The following is a 19,869-nucleotide window of genomic DNA, read 5'->3' on the forward strand; positions in this document are numbered from 1 at the left end:
AGCTCTCAATGGATACTGCAAGCGCCGGGAAGAGAACCAGGTGGAGTTTTGCCAAGTTCCGGGAAGTTCTGGGATTGCCCAATTTAATCGAAGTGCAGCGCAATTCCTATGACTGGTTTTTGAGGGAGGGATTGCGCGAGGTTTTTCATGATGTTTCACCAATCCAGGATTTCACCGGGAATCTGGTCCTTGAGTTCCTGGACTATACCCTTGGTGAACCCAAGTATTCCGTCGAGGAATGCAAGGAGCGTGATGTCACCTACGCGGCGCCCTTAAGGGTAAAGGTTCGCCTGATAAATAAAGAAACGGGAGAGGTAAAAGAACAGGAAGTTTTCATGGGGGATTTCCCCCTCATGACCGAAAAGGGTACTTTTATCATCAACGGTGCCGAGCGGGTGATTGTCAGCCAGCTGGTGCGTTCACCCGGGGTTTACTTTGCCGAACAGCTCGATCCCAGTGGCAAGAAAATTTATACCGCCACCATTATCCCCAACCGGGGGGCGTGGCTGGAATTTGAAACCGACGTAAACGACCATGTTTTCGTACGCGTTGACCGTACCCGTAAAATCCCGGTTACTGTGCTGGTTCGGGCCCTGGGATACAGCTCCAATGTAATGATTATCGACCTGTTTGAAGGTAACAAGTATATACAGGAAACCCTGACCAGAGACAATACCGATTCGGAAGAGGAAGCCCTGGTAGAAATTTACAAGCGGTTGCGGCCCGGAGAGCCCCCCACGGTGGAGAGCGCCCGCTCTCTGCTTCATTCACTGTTTTTTGATCCCAAGCGTTATGACCTGGCCAACGTGGGTCGCTATAAAATCTGGAAGAAGCTGAAGCACGACGTTCTTTACCGCTTTAATGATGACGGTCAGGGGCCAACGGAATGGGACCCCTATCTGAAGCGGGAGGTGCCAAAGAACCGGGAATTTATCCGGGAACTGACACCCGGGGATATCATTGCTACCATTAAGTACCTTTTGCGCCTGATGGATGGGGAGGGCCAGGTGGATGACATTGATCACCTGGGTAACCGGCGCCTGCGTTCAGTGGGTGAGTTGCTGCAAAACCAGTTCCGCATAGGCTTGTCCCGCATGGAGCGGGTGGTGCGGGAGAGAATGACTATCCAGGATGTGGATGTCATTACTCCCCAGGTTCTTATCAACATCCGGCCGGTGGTAGCAGCCATAAAGGAATTTTTCGGCTCCAGCCAGCTCTCCCAGTTTATGGACCAGACCAATCCCCTGGCCGAGCTGACCCACAAGCGCCGCCTGTCGGCCCTGGGGCCGGGGGGATTGAGCCGGGAAAGAGCCGGTTTTGAAGTGCGGGACGTACACCATTCCCACTACGGCCGTATGTGTCCCATTGAAACGCCGGAAGGTCCCAACATCGGTCTGATCGGTTCACTGTCCTGCTATGCCCGGATTAACCACTTTGGCTTTATTGAAACGCCCTACCGCAAGGTAAATAAAGAGGAGCGGAGGGTCACCGACGAAATCGTCTACCTTACCGCCGATGAGGAAGAAGATCTGGTTATTGCCCAGGCCAATGCCCCCGTGGACGAGAACGGTTATTTTCTGGAAGATCGGGTAAATGCCCGCCACGGCCACGAGATTATTGTGGTGCCCGTGGACAGGGTTGATTACATGGATGTATCGCCCAAGCAGGTCTTCAGCGTGGCCACTTCCCTGATTCCTTTCCTGGAGCACGACGATGCCAACCGGGCGTTGATGGGTGCCAACATGCAGCGCCAGGCCGTACCCCTGATAAAAGCCGAGGCACCCCTGGTGGGTACGGGGCTGGAATATAAAGCCGCCCGGGATTCAGGTGTGGTGGTTATTGCCAAAAACAGCGGCGTGGTCGAACGGGTAACGGCCAATGAAATCGTGGTTCGCACCGACAGCGGTAAGCTGGATACCTATAAACTGATTAAATTTGCCCGTTCCAACCAGGGGACCTGCATCAATCAAAAGCCTATTGTAAATAAGGGTGACAGGGTTGAGGCGGGCCAGGTAATTGCCGACGGTCCCTCCACCGACCAGGGAGAGCTGGCCCTGGGCCGTAACGTGCTGGTGGCCTTCATGCCCTGGGAAGGTTACAACTACGAGGACGCCATCCTGGTCAGCGAGAAGCTTGTTAAGGATGATTATTTTACCTCAATACACATAGAGGAGTACGAGTGCGATGCCCGGGATACCAAGCTCGGCCCGGAGGAAATTACCAGGGATATTCCCAACGTCGGTGAGGAAATCTTGAAGGATCTGGACGAGCGGGGCATTATCCGGGTGGGAGCGGAGGTGCGTCCCGGGGACATTCTTGTGGGCAAAGTTACGCCCAAAGGGGAAACCGAGCTCACCGCCGAAGAGCGCCTGCTGCGGGCCATTTTTGGTGAAAAGGCCCGGGAGGTACGTGACACCTCATTGAGGGTGCCCCACGGCGAGTCCGGGAAAGTGGTGGACGTAAAAGTATTTTCCCGGGAAAAGGGCGATGAACTGCCTCCGGGGGTTAACCAGCTGGTCAGGGTTTATGTGGCTCAGAAACGCAAGATATCCGAAGGCGATAAAATGGCCGGCCGCCACGGGAACAAGGGGGTTATTGCCCGGATCCTGCCCGAGGAGGATATGCCGTTCCTCCCTGACGGCACACCGGTGGAAATAGTACTGAACCCCCTGGGCGTGCCCTCACGGATGAACCTGGGCCAGGTGATGGAGACTCACCTGGGTTGGGCGGCCAAGGTGCTGGGATACCATGTTTCCACACCGGTCTTTAACGGGGCTACGGAAGAAGATATCCTGGAGTTCCTGGAGAAGGCCGGGTTACCCCGGGACGGCAAGATAACCCTTTACGATGGACGTACCGGTGAGCCCTTTGACAACCCCATCACCGTGGGTTACCTGTACATGCTCAAGCTGGCTCACCTGGTGGACGATAAGATTCACGCCCGCTCTACCGGCCCCTATTCCCTGGTTACCCAGCAGCCTCTCGGTGGTAAGGCCCAGTTTGGCGGCCAGCGTTTCGGCGAGATGGAGGTATGGGCGCTGGAAGCCTATGGTGCAGCCTATACGCTGCAGGAAATTCTGACGGTAAAATCCGACGATGTTGTGGGCCGGGTTAAGACGTATGAGGCTATAGTCAAAGGGGAAAACGTACCCGAGCCGGGTGTACCCGAATCCTTCAAAGTATTGATCAAAGAATTGCAGAGCCTGGCCCTGGATGTAAGGGTCCTCTCGGAGGATGATGAGGAAATCGAAATTAAAGAAGTGGATGATGATATGCAGGAAACTGCCCGCGACCTCGGCCTTGATATTCCTGCCCCGGAGCCCCGGCAGGAAAAGGATTATGATTCGAACGCGGAGGCTGAAGAGGAGCGGGATGACTACGAGGAAGAGGAAGATTTCCCCGTTGAGCTGCCCGATGAGGTTCTGGATGTGGATGTTGAGGATACGGAGCCGGATGATTATTAGTGGGAAAATAGGTGCATGAGCTGGTCCGTATAATTGCGGTGCTGTCCAGGCCTGCTTCAGCGCTTTGCGCCGGCGGCACCGCATCCATGCCGGAAGGGTTTATACGGCTGTTGAGGGCGGTTTGGCCAGCCCGGTGGAACCGGCGATAATCTTTAGCGAAGGGAGAGAGATCCTTTGCTGGATTTAAATAACTTTGACCGCATCCGCATTGGCCTGGCTTCCTCGGACATGATCCGCAAATGGTCCAGCGGCGAGGTGAAGAAGCCGGAAACAATCAACTACCGGACATTAAAGCCGGAGAGGGACGGCCTCTTCTGTGAACGAATTTTCGGCCCCACCAGGGACTGGGAGTGCCATTGCGGTAAATACAAACGGGTACGCTACAAAGGCGTGGTGTGCGATCGCTGTGGCGTGGAGGTTACCCGTTCGAAGGTGCGCCGGGAGCGCCTGGGGCATATCGAACTTGCTGCCCCCGTGTCCCACGTCTGGTACTTTAAAGGTATTCCCAGCCGCATGGGCCTGCTTCTGGACATGTCGCCCCGCGCGCTGGAAAAAGTTCTTTATTTTGTGTCATATATTGTTATCGATCCGGGTAATACTCCCCTGATTAAAAAACAGCTGCTTACGGAAACGGAATACCGGGAGTACCGGGAGAAGTACGGCAATGCCTTTAAAGCGGGGATGGGTGCCGAGGCGATCAAGGAACTCCTGGCCGAAATCGACCTGGACGAAATGAGCCGGGAACTGCGCCAGGAGCTCAAGGAAGTTAGCGGTCAGCGCCGGGTGAGGGCCATTCGCCGCCTGGAAGTGGTGGAAGCTTTTCGCAAATCCGGTAACCGGCCCGAATGGATGATTCTGGATGTCATTCCGGTAATCCCCCCCGAACTCCGTCCCATGGTCCAGCTTGATGGAGGCCGCTTTGCCACCTCGGATTTAAATGATTTATACCGGCGGGTTATCAACCGTAATAACCGCTTGAAGCGGCTACTGGATTTAGGGGCTCCCGATATAATCGTGCGCAATGAAAAGCGCATGCTCCAGGAAGCGGTGGATGCCCTTATTGACAACGGGCGCCGGGGGCGTCCCGTTACCGGCCCCGGAAACCGGCCCTTGAAATCTCTAAGCGATATGCTCAAAGGCAAGCAGGGGCGATTCCGCCAGAACCTCCTGGGCAAGCGGGTGGATTACTCCGGCCGTTCCGTGATTGTGGTTGGTCCCACCCTGAAGCTGCACCAGTGCGGCCTGCCCAAGGAGATGGCCCTGGAGCTCTTCAAGCCCTTTGTCATGAAGCAGCTGGTGAACAAGGGTCTGGCCCACAACATCAAGAGCGCCAAGCGTATGGTGGAACGGGTGCGCCCCGAAGTATGGGATGTGCTGGAAGAGGTGATCAGGGAGCACCCGGTGCTTTTAAACCGGGCCCCCACGCTGCACCGGCTCGGTATCCAGGCCTTTGAGCCTGTCCTGGTGGAAGGTCGGGCCATCCAGATCCACCCCATGGTTTGCACGGCTTATAACGCCGACTTTGACGGCGACCAGATGGCCGTGCACGTGCCCCTGTCGGCGGAAGCCCAGGCGGAAGCCCGGCTGCTCATGCTCTCTTCGCACAACATATTGAACCCCAAAGACGGCCGGCCGGTGACCATTCCCACGCAGGATATGGTCCTCGGTTGTTATTACCTGACCATGGAGAAGCCCGGCGCGCCCGGAGAGGGGAAGGTTTTCAAGGACTATGAGGAAGCAATTATGGCCTATTATAACGGGGCCGTAAGCCTGCAGGCCCGGGTTCAGGTGCGCCAGCCCAACGGGGAGCGGATGGAGACCACCGTGGGCAGGATCATTTTCAATGAAGTGGTCCCCAAGGAGCTGGGCTACCTGAACACCGTCATGGACAAGAAGAGCCTGGTACAGCTGGTGGATGACTGCTACCGCAAGCTGGGGTACTCGGCTACGGCTGCCATGCTGGACGGCATTAAGACCGTGGGCTTTCACTTTGCCACCCGGGCCGGGGTTACCATCAGCACTTCCGACATTATAATTCCCCCGGAGAAAAAGGAGATCCTGGCGGAGGCCGACAAGCAGGTGGAAACGGTGGAAACCCAGTACCGCCGGGGGTTGATTACGGAAGAGGAGCGTTATCGTAAGATCATCACCATCTGGAACGAAGCTACCGATAAAGTTACCAGGTCCCTGCTTAATGTCCTTGATAAATTCAACCCGGTGTATATGATGGCCAATTCCGGGGCCCGGGGTAATATCCAGCAGATTCGCCAGCTGGCCGGCATGCGGGGACTAATGGCCGACCCTTCGGGGCGGATTATACCCGTACCCATTAAGTCCAATTTCCGGGAAGGGCTGGCCGTACTGGAATACTTCATTTCCACCCACGGTGCCCGCAAGGGCCTGGCCGACACGGCCCTGCGTACCGCAGACTCGGGTTATCTTACCCGGCGCCTGGTGGACGTGGCTCAGGATGTGATCGTCCGCGAGGAAGACTGCGGCACCAGGGAGGGCATTCTGGTACAGGAAATTAAAGATGGTACGGAAGTAATCGAAAAGCTGGAAGACCGCCTGGTGGGCCGTGTGGCATTAAATGACATCATCCACCCCGAAACCGGTGAGGTGCTGGTGCGGGCGGATGAGGAGATTAACGAGGAGAAGGCCAGGGCTATCGTTGAAGCGGGCATTAAAGAAGTATGGATTCGTTCGGTGATTACCTGTAGAACCCGCTACGGCGTGTGTGTGAAATGTTACGGGCGCAACCTGGCCACCGGCCATATGGTGGATATTGGGGAAGCCGTGGGGATCATCGCCGCCCAATCCATTGGCGAGCCGGGCACCCAGTTAACCATGCGTACCTTCCACACCGGTGGCGTGGCCGGTGATGATATCACCCAGGGTCTGCCCAGGGTGGAAGAACTTTTTGAAGCCCGCCGCCCGAAAGGCCAGGCGATCATTGCCGAGGCCGACGGTGTGGTGGATATACGGGAAGTGAAGGGGCGCCGGGAGGTGGAAATTACCACCGACAGCGGTGAAAAATATACTTACCAGGTTCCCTATGGTGCCCGCCTGAAAGTTAATGCCGGGGACCGGATTGCTGCCGGGGATGAGCTAACCGAGGGTTCCATCAACCCCCATGACCTTTTGAGAATTAAAGGGCTGCACGGTGTTTATACCTACCTCCTGCACGAGGTGCAGCGGGTATACCGCCTGCAGGGCGTGGATATCAACGACAAGCACATTGAAGTGATGATCCGCCAGATGCTGCGCAAGGTCAGGGTGGAGGACCCCGGCGATACAGAGCTGCTTCCCGGTGGTATAATCGATAAATTCGAACTGGAAGACGAAAACCGCCGGATCCGGGAAAAAGGTGGAAAAGAAGCCGTGGCGCGGCCGGTATTGCTGGGGATAACCAAAGCTTCCCTGGCTACCGATTCGTTCCTTTCGGCTGCATCATTCCAGGAAACCACCCGGGTATTAACTGAAGCGGCCATTAAAGGGAAAGTGGATCCCCTGATCGGGCTGAAGGAAAACGTGATCATCGGCAAGCTGGTACCTGCAGGTACAGGAATGAGCCGCTACCGCAATATTCAGGTGCTGGAAGAAAAGGAGGAAGAACAGCAGGGAGATCTTGCGCCTGCTGATGTGGCAGCGGCTGACGAAAATATTGACAACATTCGTGACTGATGTTAAGATATGAGAGTGTCTGGATTTCATGGGGGGAGAGCTCATGCCTTTGGCCCGGCTGTCCAACGCCCGCAAAAAAATGGTGGGTTCCAAGCAGACCATGAAAGCCATTAACCGGGGGCAGGCAAAGGTTGTATACGTAGCCAAAAATGCGGAGCGTCATGTCATTGATCCCATTATCCAGGCCTGTCAAGCCAAAAACATACCCCTGGTTGAGGTGGAAACCATGTCCCAGCTGGGCAGAGCCTGCCATATTGAAGTGGGATGTGCCTCGGCGGCGGTTATTGAAGATTAACCGCCGCTTTAACAGGGGTGCTGTGATTATGTCCGATAATCTGGAGGAAGGAGGTGTAGCGGCATGCCGACCATCAGCCAGCTGGTTCGCAAGGGCCGGGAAAAGGTAACCCAGAAGTCCTCGGCTCCCGCGCTCAAAGGGAATCCGCAGAAGCGGGGGGTATGTACCAGGGTTTACACCACAACCCCGAAAAAGCCCAACTCCGCCCTGCGCAAGGTGGCCCGGGTAAGGCTTACCAACGGGATTGAGGTAACCTCCTACATTCCGGGGATCGGGCATAATCTGCAGGAGCACTCGGTGGTGCTGGTCCGGGGCGGCCGGGTCAAGGATCTGCCCGGGGTCCGTTATCATATCATCAGGGGTGCCCTGGATTGTGCCGGTGTGCAGAACCGGAACCGGGGGCGGTCCAAGTATGGTGCCAAGCGCCCGAAAAAGTAAGTTAAGTGCCGGCTGGCTCAGCCGGTAGTTTTAAGTTCGGCAGGAAAGGTTATACTTTCTGGTAAAGGGGGGTAGGAAATGCCCAGGAGAGGTGCGGTGGCCAAGCGGGATGTACCGCCTGACCCTATTTACAACAGCAAGGTGGTCACCAAATTGATCAACCAGGTTATGCTCAAGGGCAAGAAGAGCATAGCCGAGCGCATATGTTATAGAGCCTTTGACATCATCCGGGAAAAGACGGGCAGGGATCCGCTGGAAGTATTTGAGCAGGCTATGAAAAATGTTATGCCCGTTCTGGAGGTAAAGGCACGCCGGGTTGGTGGAGCCAACTACCAGGTACCCGTGGAAGTCCGTCCCGAGCGGCGGCAAACTCTGGGCATCCGCTGGATAACCCAGTATGCCCGGCAGCGCAGCGGCAAGAGCATGGAAGAAAAGCTGGCCGCGGAAATTATGGATGCCGCCAACAATACAGGAGGGGCGGTGAAAAAGAAGGAAGATACCCATAAGATGGCGGAAGCCAACAAAGCCTTTGCCCATTACCGGTGGTAAGGGGGTGAAAACGTGGCACGGCAATTTCCACTGGAAAAAACACGCAATATCGGTATAATGGCTCATATAGATGCCGGCAAAACCACCACCACCGAACGCATTCTTTTCTACACCGGCCGTGTGCATAAAATGGGAGAGGTGCATGATGGAGCCGCCACTATGGACTGGATGGTGCAGGAGCAGGAGCGGGGTATTACCATCACTTCTGCTGCTACCAGCTGCCAGTGGCGGGATTGTCGCATTAACATCATTGACACGCCCGGACACGTGGACTTTACCGTGGAGGTAGAACGCTCCCTGCGGGTGCTTGATGGTGCTGTAGCCATATTCTGCTCCGTGGGCGGCGTGGAGCCCCAGTCGGAGACCGTATGGCGCCAGGCCGATAAATATGGCGTCCCCAGGATTGCCTATATCAACAAGATGGACCGGGTGGGGGCGGACTTTTTCCGCAGCATGAACATGATCCGGGAGCGGCTGGGTGCCAATCCGGTAGCCATCCAGCTGCCCATAGGTGTGGAAGACAGTTTTGCCGGTGTGGTAGATCTGATCCGGGAAAAAGCTATTATTTATGTTGACGACCTGGGCACGCGCAGCAAGGTGACGGACATTCCCGGGGAAATGCGCGAGCTGGTCGCCGAGTACCGGGAGAAGCTGCTGGAGGCAGTGGCCGAAGCTGATGAGGAATTGATGTTCAAGTACCTGGAAGGCGAAGAACTGACCGAGGAAGAGATCAAGCGGGGTATCCGCAAGGCTACCCTGGCGGTGAAAATGATCCCGGTATTATGCGGTTCATCGTTTAAAAATAAAGGGGTTCAGCCCCTTCTGGATGCCATTGTCGACTTTCTTCCGGCACCCACGGACATACCGGCCATCCGGGGTCTTAACCCCGAAACCGGGGTGGAAGATAAGCGGGTGGCCAGGGACGATGAGCCATTTTCGGCCCTGGCTTTTAAGATCATGGCCGATCCTTACGTGGGTAAACTCACCTTTTTCCGGGTATACTCAGGCAAGATAACTTCTGGCTCATATGTTTACAATTCTACCAAAAACCGGCGGGAGCGCATTGGGCGCATTCTGCGCATGCATGCCAACCACCGGGAGGAAATAGATGAGGCTTACGCCGGGGATATTGTAGCGGCGGTGGGCTTAAAGGAGACCACCACCGGAGATACCCTGTGCGATGAAAAACACCCCATAGTCCTGGAGTCCATGGATTTTCCCGAGCCGGTGATCTCTGTGGCTATCGAGCCCAAGACCAAAGCCGACCAGGATAAACTGGGGGCAGCTCTTTCCAAGCTGGCGGAAGAAGACCCTACCTTCAAAATGCATACGGATCCGGAAACGGGTCAGACCATTATTTCAGGTATGGGCGAACTGCATCTGGAAATCATTGTCGACCGGCTGACGCGCGAATTCAAGGTCGGGGCCAATGTAGGACGCCCGCAGGTGGCCTATAAAGAGACTATCAGGGAAAAGGCCAGAGCTGAAGGCAAGTTTATCCGGCAGACCGGTGGCCGGGGCCAGTACGGTCACGTGGTACTGGAAATTGAACCCCTGGAGCGGGGTGCCGGTTACGAGTTTGTCAACAAGATTGTCGGTGGTGTGGTGCCCAAGGAATACATCCCGGCTGTCGATGCCGGCGTCAGGGAGGCCATGGAAAACGGTGTCCTGGCCGGCTACCCGGTGGTGGATGTGCGGGTGACCCTGGTCGATGGTTCCTACCATGAAGTTGACTCTTCGGAAATGGCCTTTAAAATTGCCAGTTCCATAGCCTTCAAAAATGGGGCGCAGAAGGCCAAACCGGTGCTAATGGAGCCGGTTATGAAGGTGGAAGTGGTGGTCATGGAGGAGTATATGGGGGACGTCATTGGGGACTTAAATGCCCGTCGCGGGCGTATTGAAGAGATAGAGCGGCGGGGTAACGCCCAGGTTATTCATGCTTACGTCCCCCTGGCCGAAATGTTCGGCTACGCCACGGATCTTCGTTCGCGTACCCAGGGCCGGGGCACTTACACCATGCAGTTCAGTCATTATGAAGAAGTGCCGCTCTCGATGGCTGAAGCAATTATTGCCCGGCGGCGGGGATAAAGGCCGCACCTGCATTTCCTGCCCATAAAACTATATGCTGGATAAGGAGGATCTAATGTCATGGCCAAGGCCAAATTTGAGCGGACGAAACCCCACGTGAACGTAGGGACGATTGGGCACGTGGACCACGGGAAGACCACGCTGACGGCGGCGATTACGACGGTGCTGGCGACGGTGGGTAAGGCGCAGGTGAAGAGGTACGAAGAAATAGACAATGCGCCGGAAGAGCGGGAGCGGGGCATAACGATCAACACCGCTCACGTGGAGTACGAGACGGAGAAGAGGCACTATGCGCACGTGGACTGTCCCGGTCACGCGGACTACGTGAAGAACATGATCACCGGTGCGGCCCAGATGGACGGGGCGATACTGGTGGTATCGGCGGCGGACGGTCCCATGCCGCAGACGCGGGAGCACATTTTGCTGGCGCGTCAGGTGGAAGTGCCGTACATTGTGGTGTACCTGAACAAGGCGGACATGGTGGATGACCCGGAGCTGTTAGAGCTGGTGGAGATGGAAGTACGGGAGCTGCTGTCGACCTATGAATTTCCGGGTGACGACGTTCCGGTGATCACCGGTTCGGCGTTGAAGGCCCTGGAATGCGGCTGTGGGAAGCGTGAATGTGAATGGTGCAAATCCATCTGGGAACTGATGGATGCGGTGGACGAATACATTCCGACGCCGCAGCGGGACATTGACAAACCCTTCCTGATGCCCATAGAAGACGTGTTCAGCATTACGGGGCGCGGCACAGTGGTGACCGGTCGTGTAGAGCGGGGCACGGTGAAGGTGGGCGATGAAGTAGAGATCGTAGGATTGATGGAGAAGCCGAAGAAGACGGTGGTCACGGGAGTGGAGATGTTCCGGAAGATACTGGACCGTGGTGAAGCCGGGGACAACATTGGATGTTTATTGCGCGGTATAGAGCGCAAGGAAGTTGAGCGGGGGATGGTGCTGGCGAAGCCGGGCAGCATCAAGCCGCACACCCAGTTCAAGGCGGAAGTATACGTGCTGACCAAGGAAGAAGGGGGGCGGCACACGCCGTTCTTCAACGGGTACCGGCCGCAGTTTTACTTCCGGACCACGGACGTAACGGGGACGATAACGCTGCCCGAGGGAGTGGAGATGGTAATGCCCGGGGACAACATCCAGCTGGAGATCAAGCTGATTACCCCCATTGCCATTGAAGAAGGGCTGCGCTTTGCCATCCGGGAAGGCGGCCGCACCGTCGGAGCCGGCGTGGTCACCCAGATTGTGGAGTAGCCGTCCAGAGGAGAAGTGGGAAGTGGAAAGTGGGGCCAGTAATGGAAGTAACCCACATCCCACTTCTCATATTTACGAATACCCCTGCCGGGTTTGAAAGGAGGTAAACCCTTGAAAAAGCAGAAAATACGCATCCGGTTGAAGGCCTACGATCATCACATGCTGGATCAATCGGCCCAGAAGATTGTGGAAACCGCCCGGCGCACCGGTGCCCAGGTAGCTGGCCCCATTCCTCTGCCTACGGAGAAAAATATATACACCATCTTGCGTTCACCCCATGTTAACAAGGATTCGCGGGAACAGTTTGAGATAAGGACGCATAAACGCCTGATCGATATTTTGGAACCCACACCCAAGACCGTGGATGCCTTGATGCGCCTGGATCTGCCTGCCGGGGTGGACATTGAGATCAAGCTTTAGGAGGTGCTAAGGACCATGCCCAAAGGCATCCTCGGCCGCAAGGTCGGCATGACCCAGATTTTCAATGATGCCGGGCAGGCTATTCCCGTAACGGTGATTGAAGCAGGCCCCTGTGTGGTGGTGCAGAAAAAGACGCCCGAACGGGATGGATACAGCGCAATCCAGCTGGGTTTTGGCGAAAAACCCGAGCGCCTGGTGAACAAACCGCTGAAAGGACATTTTGCAAAAGCCGGCGTACGGCCCGTGCGTTATCTGCGGGAGATACGGGTGGAAAATGTGGATGATTATCAGGTGGGGCAGGAAATTAAAGCAGATGTTTTTGCTCCCGGTGAAAGGGTGGATGTGGTCGGAACATCCCGGGGACGTGGCTTTGCGGGTGGCATTAAACGTCACGGCTTTCACCGCGGCCCCATGGCCCACGGCTCCAAATACCACCGCCGTCCCGGTTCCTTGGGTGCTAAAGGGCCGGCCCGGGTTTTCAAGGGGAGAAAACTACCCGGGCATTACGGTGTGGAACGGGTTACAGTGCAGAACCTGGAGGTAGTGCGGGTGGACCCGGAAAGAAACCTGCTGGCCATTAAAGGGTCTGTCCCCGGCCCCCGCGGGGGACTATTGCTGGTCAAGGAGACCGTTAAGGCCCGCTAGCAACCTGGACCGGAAGGAGGAAAGCGCTTATGCCTACAGTTGCCGTTTATAATACCAACGGGGAACGGGTGGGGGAAATCCACCTGCAGGATGAGGTCTTCGGCGTCCCCGTGCATATGTCCGTACTGCATGATGTCGTGGTCTGGCAGCTGGCCGGCCGCCGCCGGGGGACCCATGACACCAGGACCCGTGGGGAAGTGCGGGGAGGCGGACGCAAGCCCTGGCGCCAAAAAGGTACAGGACGCGCCCGGCACGGCAGTATTCGGTCCCCACTCTGGCGGAAGGGCGGCATAGTCTTTGGTCCCCATCCCCGGGACTACAGTTACCGGTTGCCCCGCAAGGTGCGGCGCCTGGCGATGAAATCTGCCCTGTCGGCGAAAGTACAGGACGGTAAAATTGTGGTACTGGAAGACTTGAAACTGGAGCAGCCCCGTACCAAGGATATGATACGTATTCTGGGAAATCTCAAGGTAAATGATAAGGCCCTGGTGGTTACTGCTGACCGCGAAGAAAACGTGTTCAAGTCTGCCCGGAATATCCCGGGTGTCAAGCCCATGGCCGCAGACAGCTTGAACGTGTATGACCTGCTGGCCCACAACACACTGGTCATAACCAGGGACGCAGTGACCAGGGTCCAGGAGGTGCTGGCCCGGTGAAAAACCCCCGGGATATCCTGAAAAGGCCGGTAATAACGGAGAAAAGCATGTCGTTGCTGGCCGACAACAAGTATACGTTCATTGTGGATCCCCGTGCCAACAAGGTGGAAATAAAAAAAGCAGTGGAAGAACTGTTCAAAGTAAAAGTGGAAAAAGTAAATACCATGAGGGTTAAGGGAAAAACAAGGCGGGTGCGGAATGTAGTTGGGCGCCGCCCCGAGGTAAAGAAGGCCATCGTCACCCTGCGGAAAGGGGATAAAATCGAGCTTTTTGAGGGCGTATAAAACTTCCCTCCCCCGGCTTGGGTGCACAGGCTAATTCTGGAAGGAGGGAAATCACTTGGGTATTAAAAAGTTCAAGCCGACATCTCCCGGGCGGCGTTTTGTGACCGTATCGACCTTCGATGAAATAACCAAAACCGAGCCGGAAAAATCCCTGCTGGCGCCGCTGAAGAAAAAAGCAGGCCGCAACTTCCAGGGCAGGATTACCGTTAGGCACCGGGGTGGCGGTCACAAGCGCATGTACCGGATCATTGACTTCAAGCGGGATAAAGACGGTATTCCAGCCAAAGTGGCCAGCATTGAGTACGATCCCAATCGTTCAGCAAGGATTGCCCTGCTACATTATGCCGACGGGGAAAAACGCTATATCCTGGCTCCCCTGGGTCTGGAAGTGGGCATGACGGTTATGTCTGGCCCCGATGCCGACATCAAGGTGGGTAACGCCCTGCCCCTGCGGAACATCCCTGTTGGTACCCTGGTGCATAACCTGGAGCTTTATCCGGGTGGTGGGGGGCAGCTGGTGCGTTCAGCGGGTGCGGCCGCTCAGGTAATGGCCAAGGAAGGAAAATATGCCCATATTCGTATGCCTTCAGGAGAGATGCGCTTGCTTCTCCTGGACTGCCGGGCCACCATTGGCCAGGTGGGCAACGTGGAGCATGAAAATATTACCATTGGTAAAGCCGGCCGTTCGCGCTGGTTGGGTATCAGGCCAACGGTACGGGGTGTAGTTATGAACCCGGTGGATCACCCCCACGGCGGCGGCGAGGGCCGTTCCCCCATCGGCCGCAACCCGGTTACCCCTTGGGGTAAGCCAGCCCTGGGTGCCCGCACGCGCAAAAAGAAACCCAGCGATCGCCTGATTATCAAGAGAAGGGCAAAATAATTGGGTTGTCCGGGTAGCAGCCGGAAGGAGGTAGGTTAAACAATGGGACGCTCGCTGAAAAAAGGTCCTTACTGTGATCCGAAACTGTTAAAGAAAATCGAAGAAATGAATGCCAGAGGGGAAAAACGGGTAATCAAGACCTGGTCCCGCCGGTCAACCATTTTTCCGCAAATGATTGGGCATACCATTGCCGTTCACGACGGCCGGAAACACGTTCCAATATATATTACCGAGGATATGGTGGGGCACAAGCTGGGTGAGTTTGCCCCCACCCGTGTGTTCCGGGGCCACGGTGCCCATACGGAGAGGTCAACGGCGTTGAAGTAATCCACTTGAGGAGGGTTTGGCATGGAAGCCAGAGCAGTGGCCAGGTACGTGCGTATTTCACCCCGCAAGGTGCGCCAGGTGGTGGATCTTATCCGGGGGAAAGATGTGCGGGAAGCGCTGGCCATCCTGAGGTTTACACCAAAAAGGGCTGCGGTTCCGGTGGCCAAGGTTATTAAATCGGCTGCGGCCAACGCCGAACATAACTACGATATGAACCCGGATAATCTCTATATTGCGGCGGCCTACGTGGACCAGGGTCCCACCTGGAAAAGGTATCAGCCCCGGGCTTATGGCCGGGCAGACCTGCTGCGCAGGCGCACCAGCCACATTACCGTGATTGTTAAGGAAAAGGATAAGTAAAGGAGGAGTAGCGTGGGCCAGAAGGTACATCCAAAAGGATTGCGTCTCGGTATTATTAAAGACTGGGATGCCAAGTGGTTTGCCGATAAAAAGAATTTTGCCAGCCTCCTTTTAGAAGATGTAAAAATTCGCCGGTATATTAAAGAAAAGCTTTATGCTGCCGGTATCTCCCGCATTGTTATCGAGAGGGCGGCCAACCGCATCCGGATCAGTATTTATACGGCCAAGCCGGGTATTGTCATTGGCCGGGGTGGTGCGGAAGTAGAAAACCTGCGCCGGGAACTGGAGAAAATGACAGGCAAGCAGGTACATGTGAACATCGTGGAAATCAAAGTGCCAGAACTGGACGCCCAGCTGGTGGCAGAAAACGTGGCTGCCCAGATTGAAAAGCGGGTTGCCTTCCGGCGGGCCATGAAGCAGGCCGTATCCCGGGCCATGAAAATGGGGGCCAGGGGGATCAAAGTTTCCGTCAGCGGCCGCCTGGCCGGGGCAGAAATTGCCCGGACCGAGTGGTACAGCGAGGGTAAGGTACCCCTGCATACCCTGCGTGCCGATATCGACTACGGGTTTGCCGAAGCGGATACGACATACGGTAAGATCGGTGTGAAAGTATGGATCTATAAGGGAGAGGTGCTGCCCGAGACCAGGGCTGCGGCCGGTCAAGGAGGGGAGAAGGCTTATGCTCATGCCCAAGAGGGTTAAATACCGCAAGCAGCACCGGGTGAGAAACCTTAGCGGCAGGGCCAAAGGAGGCACGGAGGTGCACTTTGGTGAATACGGGTTGATGGCCCTGGAGCCGGCCTGGATCACCAGCCGCCAGATTGAGGCTGCCCGTATTGCCATGACCCGCCATATTCGCCGGGGTGGTAAGGTCTGGATCAGGATTTTCCCCGACCGGCCGGTAACTGCCAAGCCTGCCGAAACACGGATGGGCAGTGGTAAAGGTGCTCCTGAGTACTGGATGGCGGTGGTTAAACCCGGGCGGATATTGTTTGAAGTGGCCGGTGTGGACGAGGAGGTGGCCCGGGAAGCCATGCGCCTGGCCTCTCACAAGCTGCCCATTAAAACAAAGTTTGTCAAGCGTGGGAGTGAGGCAAATGAAGGCTAAAGACTTGCGGGAGTTATCCGATGAGGAGCTGGTTAAGAAGCTGGATGATTCCAAGGATGAGCTTTTCAGGCTGCGGTTTCAACTGGCTACCAACCAGCTGGATAACCCCATGAAAATAAGGGAAGTGCGCCGGAATATTGCCCGTCTGAAAACTGTACTCCGTGAGCGCCAGTTGGGAATCCGGCGGGCTTAACAAAGGGGGAGAGTCTGAGAAGTGGAAGGACGTAAGCAGCGCAAGGTACGTACGGGCCGCGTGGTCAGCGACAAAATGGATAAAACCGTTGTGGTGGCGGTAGAAACCCTTGTAAGGCATCCATTGTACCAGCGTACCATTCGCAGAACCAAGAAGTTTAAAGCCCATGATGAAGAAAATGCCTGCCGCGTTGGGGATAAGGTACGGATTATGGAAACAAGGCCTCTTTCGAAGGAAAAGCGCTGGCGGGTGGTTGAAATCCTGGAGCGGGCTGAGCGGATATAGCAGGTCCTGTGCAGTGAACCCTTACTGAAGGGAGGTTGACAGCGATGATCCAGGTACAAACGATGCTCAATGTTGCCGACAACACCGGTGCCCGCCGCCTGATGTGCATTCGTGTTCTGGGTGGCAGCATGCGCCGGTATGCCAGCCTGGGGGATGAAATTATCTGTTCCGTTAAAGAGGCTACGCCCGGAGGCGTTGTTAAGAAGGGCGATGTGGTGCGGGCGGTAGTTGTCCGGACCAACAAAGAGGTGCGCCGTCCCGACGGCACATACATTAAGTTTGATGAAAATGCGGCGGTAATCATCAGGGATGACAAAAGCCCCCGGGGTACGCGTATATTTGGGCCGGTGGCCCGGGAGCTGCGGGAACGGGATTTCATGAAGATTATTTCCCTGGCGCCGGAGGTAATTTAAACGGGGAAACTGGAGGTAGGTCAGGATGCCCAAGTTACATGTGCGTAAGGGTGATACGGTACTGGTACTGACCGGCAAATATGCAGGTAAGAGAGGTAAAGTGCTGGAAGCACAGCCGGCGAAAGGGCGGGTAATTGTGGAGGGTGTAAATATCGTCAAACGCCACACCCGGCCCAATCCTCGTATGCCCCAGGGCGGTATCGTGGAAAAGGAAGCACCCATCCATGCATCCAACGTTATGCTGGTTTGCAATAAGTGCAACAATCCTACCCGCATAGCCAAAAAGTTTTTGGAAGATGGCAGAAAGGTAAGGGTGTGCAAGAAGTGCGGGGAAGAACTAGGCTAAGAGGCAGGTGAAAAATAATGCCGCGGCTGAAAGACAAGTATAAAAACGAAGTGGTCAAGGCAATGATGCAAAAATTCGGCTATAAAAATCCCATGCAGGTACCCAGGCTGGAGAAAGTGGTTATAAACATGGGTGTGGGCGAGGCCGCCCATAACAGCAAGGCCATGGATGCGGCGGTCAGCGATCTGGCTGCTATTTCGGGGCAGCGTCCGGTAATTACCCGGGCCAAGAAGTCCATTGCTGCCTTTAAGATACGGCAGGGGATGACCGTGGGTTGCAAGGTAACCCTGCGGGGGGATCGCATGTATGAATTCATTGATAAGCTTTTCAATGTGGCCCTTCCCCGGGTGCGTGACTTTCGTGGGGTTTCGCCCAGGTCCTTTGATGGCCGGGGTAATTACAGCCTGGGTCTCCGGGAGCAGTTGATCTTCCCCGAAATCGAATATGACAAGATCGATAAAGTGCGGGGAATGGATATTATCTTTGTGACCACAGCCAAAACCGACGAGGAAGCCAGGGAGCTCCTTCGTCTGCTGGGCATGCCCTTTGCAGCCGCCTGAGCGGAAGAGGAAAATAATTTAGGTCATAAACGTAAGTACGAGGGGGGACTCGAGTGGCCAAAAAGTCAATGATTGCCAAAGCAATGCGCGAGCCCAAATTCAAGGTGCGCCAGCACAATCGCTGCAAGATTTGCGGCCGTCCCCGGGCTTATATGCGCAAGTTCGGCATCTGCCGTATCTGTTTCCGGGAACTTGCTTACCGCGGTGAGATCCCCGGTGTTCGAAAGGCCAGCTGGTAGTGAGGGAGGGGGTATTGTCATGGTTATGACCGACCCGATCGCGGATTTTCTAACCCGCATTCGCAATGCCAATACAGTTTATCTGGATAAGGTGGAGGCCCCTGCTTCCCGCTTGAAGAAGGCCATTGCTGAAATCCTTAAGGAAGAGGGTCTGATTAAGGATTATGAAATCATCGACGACGGCAAGCAGGGCATCATTCGCGTATATTTGAAATATGGTCCCGATAAAAAGCGGGTGATTACCGGGTTAAAACGGATTTCCAGACCGGGGCTCCGGGTTTATGCCCGCAAGGATTCCATCCCCAAGGTGCTGGGTGGTCTGGGTATTGCCATCCTGTCCACCTCCAAGGGTATTATGACTGATAAAAAGGCCCGGAAGCTGGGAGTAGGCGGCGAAGTAATCTGCTACGTGTGGTAGGAGGAGGAATGGCTTGTGTCCAGGATTGGCAGAAAACCCATTGCCCTGCCCCAGGGTGTTGAAGTGCAGATAGACGGCAATACCGTGCGTGTCAAGGGACCAAAGGGCCAGCTGGAACGCGAATTTCACCGGGATATGCGCATCCGCCTGGATGAGGAGGGCCGCCTGGTGGTGGAAAGGCCTTCGGATGAAAAACTTCACCGGTCCCTGCATGGCTTAACCCGCACGCTGCTGGCCAATATGGTGGAAGGTGTAACAAAGGGATTTGCAAAAAACCTGGAACTGGTTGGCGTGGGTTACCGGGCCACCAAACAGGGCAATAAGCTGGTGCTGTCGGTGGGGTACTCCCATCCGGTAGAAATTGTCCCTCCACCGGGGCTGGAGATAGAAGTTCCCGCACCAAACAAGATTGTGGTCAAGGGAATGGATAAGGAAAAGGTCGGAGCACTGGCAGCTGTAATCCGCAGTGTGCGGGAACCTGAACCCTATAAAGGCAAGGGCATAAAGTATGAAAATGAGCAGATCCGGCGCAAGGCCGGTAAGGCTGGCGGTAAAGGCAAGAAGTAGGGAGGCTTGGTTGCGTTGATTAAGAAACCGGACCGCAAATTGTTGCGGGCTAAAAGGCATCTGCGTGTGCGCAAAAAAATTTCCGGCACCGCCGAGCGCCCCAGGTTGAACGTGTTCCGGAGCTTGAAGCATATCTATGCCCAGATTATTGATGATGACCGGGGAGTCACTCTGGTCAGCGCTTCAACACTTTCACCCGAGTTAAGGGGACAGCTGAAATCCGGATCCAATAAAGAGGCGGCAGCTGCTGTGGGCCGGCTGGTAGCGCAAAAAGCCCTGGAGCGCGGGATTAAAAAAGTGGTCTTTGACCGTGGCGGTTATATCTATCATGGCCGGGTGAAGGCCCTGGCCGAAGCTGCCCGGGAAGCCGGACTGGAATTCTAGGTC

The 19,869-nt window shown here is 55.6% G+C and carries 25 protein-coding genes; all 25 read left to right on the forward strand.

Going from position 1 to position 19,869, the window contains the following annotated elements; translation table 11 throughout:
• Window positions 1-8: 8 nt before the first annotated feature.
• The 25 genes from rpoB (at window position 9) to rplR (ending at window position 19,866) form a co-directional block, all read left to right on the forward strand.
• A complete protein-coding gene (rpoB, locus tag BUB44_RS07160; RefSeq protein ID WP_073164613.1) occupies window positions 9-3,464 on the forward strand; it encodes a DNA-directed RNA polymerase subunit beta in 3,456 nt (1,151 codons plus the stop codon).
• A 174-nt stretch (window positions 3,465-3,638) separates the two neighbouring features.
• Window positions 3,639-7,148: a DNA-directed RNA polymerase subunit beta' gene (gene rpoC / locus BUB44_RS07165; RefSeq protein WP_073164616.1), complete on the forward strand. Its 3,510-nt coding sequence runs from the start codon at window positions 3,639-3,641 to the stop codon at window positions 7,146-7,148.
• A gap of 43 nt (window positions 7,149-7,191) precedes the next feature.
• Window positions 7,192-7,443 carry a L7Ae/L30e/S12e/Gadd45 family ribosomal protein gene (locus tag BUB44_RS07170; RefSeq protein ID WP_073164619.1) on the forward strand — a complete coding sequence of 84 codons (252 nt, stop codon included), beginning with the start codon at window positions 7,192-7,194 and terminating at the stop codon, window positions 7,441-7,443.
• Between the two features lie 63 nt (window positions 7,444-7,506).
• Window positions 7,507-7,881, forward strand: coding sequence for a 30S ribosomal protein S12 (gene rpsL / locus BUB44_RS07175; protein ID WP_027357640.1), 375 nt, complete (start codon window positions 7,507-7,509; stop codon window positions 7,879-7,881).
• Window positions 7,882-7,959: 78 nt separating this feature from the next.
• Window positions 7,960-8,430, forward strand: coding sequence for a 30S ribosomal protein S7 (gene rpsG / locus BUB44_RS07180; protein ID WP_027357641.1), 471 nt, complete (start codon window positions 7,960-7,962; stop codon window positions 8,428-8,430).
• A gap of 12 nt (window positions 8,431-8,442) precedes the next feature.
• Window positions 8,443-10,518 carry an elongation factor G gene (gene fusA / locus BUB44_RS07185; RefSeq protein WP_073164622.1) on the forward strand — a complete coding sequence of 692 codons (2,076 nt, stop codon included), beginning with the start codon at window positions 8,443-8,445 and terminating at the stop codon, window positions 10,516-10,518.
• A 60-nt stretch (window positions 10,519-10,578) separates the two neighbouring features.
• A complete protein-coding gene (gene tuf / locus BUB44_RS07190; RefSeq protein WP_073164624.1) occupies window positions 10,579-11,781 on the forward strand; it encodes an elongation factor Tu in 1,203 nt (400 codons plus the stop codon).
• A gap of 111 nt (window positions 11,782-11,892) precedes the next feature.
• Window positions 11,893-12,201 carry a 30S ribosomal protein S10 gene (rpsJ, locus tag BUB44_RS07195; RefSeq protein ID WP_013824064.1) on the forward strand — a complete coding sequence of 103 codons (309 nt, stop codon included), beginning with the start codon at window positions 11,893-11,895 and terminating at the stop codon, window positions 12,199-12,201.
• Between the two features lie 15 nt (window positions 12,202-12,216).
• Entirely contained in the window at window positions 12,217-12,846 is a 630-nt protein-coding gene (gene rplC / locus BUB44_RS07200; protein WP_073164627.1) for a 50S ribosomal protein L3, read from the forward strand.
• 29 nt (window positions 12,847-12,875) lie between these two features.
• Window positions 12,876-13,502 (forward strand): 50S ribosomal protein L4, encoded by a 627-nt coding sequence (gene rplD, locus BUB44_RS07205; RefSeq protein ID WP_073164629.1) that lies wholly within the window; start codon window positions 12,876-12,878, stop codon window positions 13,500-13,502.
• The gene (rplW, locus tag BUB44_RS07210; protein ID WP_027357478.1) at window positions 13,499-13,786 is read left to right on the forward strand and encodes a 50S ribosomal protein L23; all 288 of its coding nucleotides are present in this window, start codon (window positions 13,499-13,501) and stop codon (window positions 13,784-13,786) included. Before rplD ends, rplW begins: the two co-directional genes overlap by 4 nt.
• 55 nt (window positions 13,787-13,841) lie before the next feature.
• Window positions 13,842-14,666 (forward strand): 50S ribosomal protein L2, encoded by an 825-nt coding sequence (gene rplB / locus BUB44_RS07215; RefSeq protein WP_073164631.1) that lies wholly within the window; start codon window positions 13,842-13,844, stop codon window positions 14,664-14,666.
• A gap of 42 nt (window positions 14,667-14,708) precedes the next feature.
• Window positions 14,709-14,993: a 30S ribosomal protein S19 gene (gene rpsS / locus BUB44_RS07220; protein WP_073164634.1), complete on the forward strand. Its 285-nt coding sequence runs from the start codon at window positions 14,709-14,711 to the stop codon at window positions 14,991-14,993.
• 21 nt (window positions 14,994-15,014) lie between these two features.
• Window positions 15,015-15,353, forward strand: coding sequence for a 50S ribosomal protein L22 (rplV, locus tag BUB44_RS07225; RefSeq protein WP_027357481.1), 339 nt, complete (start codon window positions 15,015-15,017; stop codon window positions 15,351-15,353).
• Window positions 15,354-15,365: 12 nt separating this feature from the next.
• Entirely contained in the window at window positions 15,366-16,055 is a 690-nt protein-coding gene (gene rpsC, locus BUB44_RS07230; RefSeq protein ID WP_073164637.1) for a 30S ribosomal protein S3, read from the forward strand.
• Entirely contained in the window at window positions 16,033-16,461 is a 429-nt protein-coding gene (gene rplP, locus BUB44_RS07235) for a 50S ribosomal protein L16 (RefSeq protein ID WP_027357483.1), read from the forward strand. The genes rpsC and rplP overlap by 23 nt, the downstream gene beginning before the upstream one ends.
• On the forward strand, window positions 16,451-16,654 hold the full coding sequence (rpmC, locus tag BUB44_RS07240) for a 50S ribosomal protein L29 (RefSeq protein WP_027357484.1): 204 nt from the start codon (window positions 16,451-16,453) through the stop codon (window positions 16,652-16,654). Before rplP ends, rpmC begins: the two co-directional genes overlap by 11 nt.
• A gap of 21 nt (window positions 16,655-16,675) precedes the next feature.
• Entirely contained in the window at window positions 16,676-16,939 is a 264-nt protein-coding gene (rpsQ, locus tag BUB44_RS07245) for a 30S ribosomal protein S17 (protein WP_027357485.1), read from the forward strand.
• Window positions 16,940-16,983: 44 nt separating this feature from the next.
• Window positions 16,984-17,352 carry a 50S ribosomal protein L14 gene (rplN, locus tag BUB44_RS07250; protein ID WP_027357486.1) on the forward strand — a complete coding sequence of 123 codons (369 nt, stop codon included), beginning with the start codon at window positions 16,984-16,986 and terminating at the stop codon, window positions 17,350-17,352.
• 25 nt (window positions 17,353-17,377) lie between these two features.
• Window positions 17,378-17,698, forward strand: a complete 321-nt coding sequence (rplX, locus tag BUB44_RS07255; protein WP_027357487.1) for a 50S ribosomal protein L24 — start codon at window positions 17,378-17,380, stop codon at window positions 17,696-17,698.
• Window positions 17,699-17,715: 17 nt separating this feature from the next.
• Window positions 17,716-18,258 (forward strand): 50S ribosomal protein L5, encoded by a 543-nt coding sequence (gene rplE, locus BUB44_RS07260; protein ID WP_027357488.1) that lies wholly within the window; start codon window positions 17,716-17,718, stop codon window positions 18,256-18,258.
• 53 nt (window positions 18,259-18,311) lie between these two features.
• Window positions 18,312-18,497, forward strand: coding sequence for a type Z 30S ribosomal protein S14 (locus tag BUB44_RS07265; RefSeq protein ID WP_073164640.1), 186 nt, complete (start codon window positions 18,312-18,314; stop codon window positions 18,495-18,497).
• A 19-nt stretch (window positions 18,498-18,516) separates the two neighbouring features.
• Window positions 18,517-18,915: a 30S ribosomal protein S8 gene (rpsH, locus tag BUB44_RS07270; RefSeq protein ID WP_027357489.1), complete on the forward strand. Its 399-nt coding sequence runs from the start codon at window positions 18,517-18,519 to the stop codon at window positions 18,913-18,915.
• 15 nt (window positions 18,916-18,930) lie between these two features.
• Window positions 18,931-19,482: a 50S ribosomal protein L6 gene (gene rplF, locus BUB44_RS07275; RefSeq protein ID WP_027357490.1), complete on the forward strand. Its 552-nt coding sequence runs from the start codon at window positions 18,931-18,933 to the stop codon at window positions 19,480-19,482.
• A 15-nt stretch (window positions 19,483-19,497) separates the two neighbouring features.
• Window positions 19,498-19,866: a 50S ribosomal protein L18 gene (rplR, locus tag BUB44_RS07280; RefSeq protein WP_027357491.1), complete on the forward strand. Its 369-nt coding sequence runs from the start codon at window positions 19,498-19,500 to the stop codon at window positions 19,864-19,866.
• Window positions 19,867-19,869: the final 3 nt, after the last annotated feature.

It is taken from the genome of Desulfofundulus australicus DSM 11792 (assembly GCF_900129285.1).
GTDB lineage: Bacteria > Bacillota > Desulfotomaculia > Desulfotomaculales > Desulfovirgulaceae > Desulfofundulus > Desulfofundulus australicus.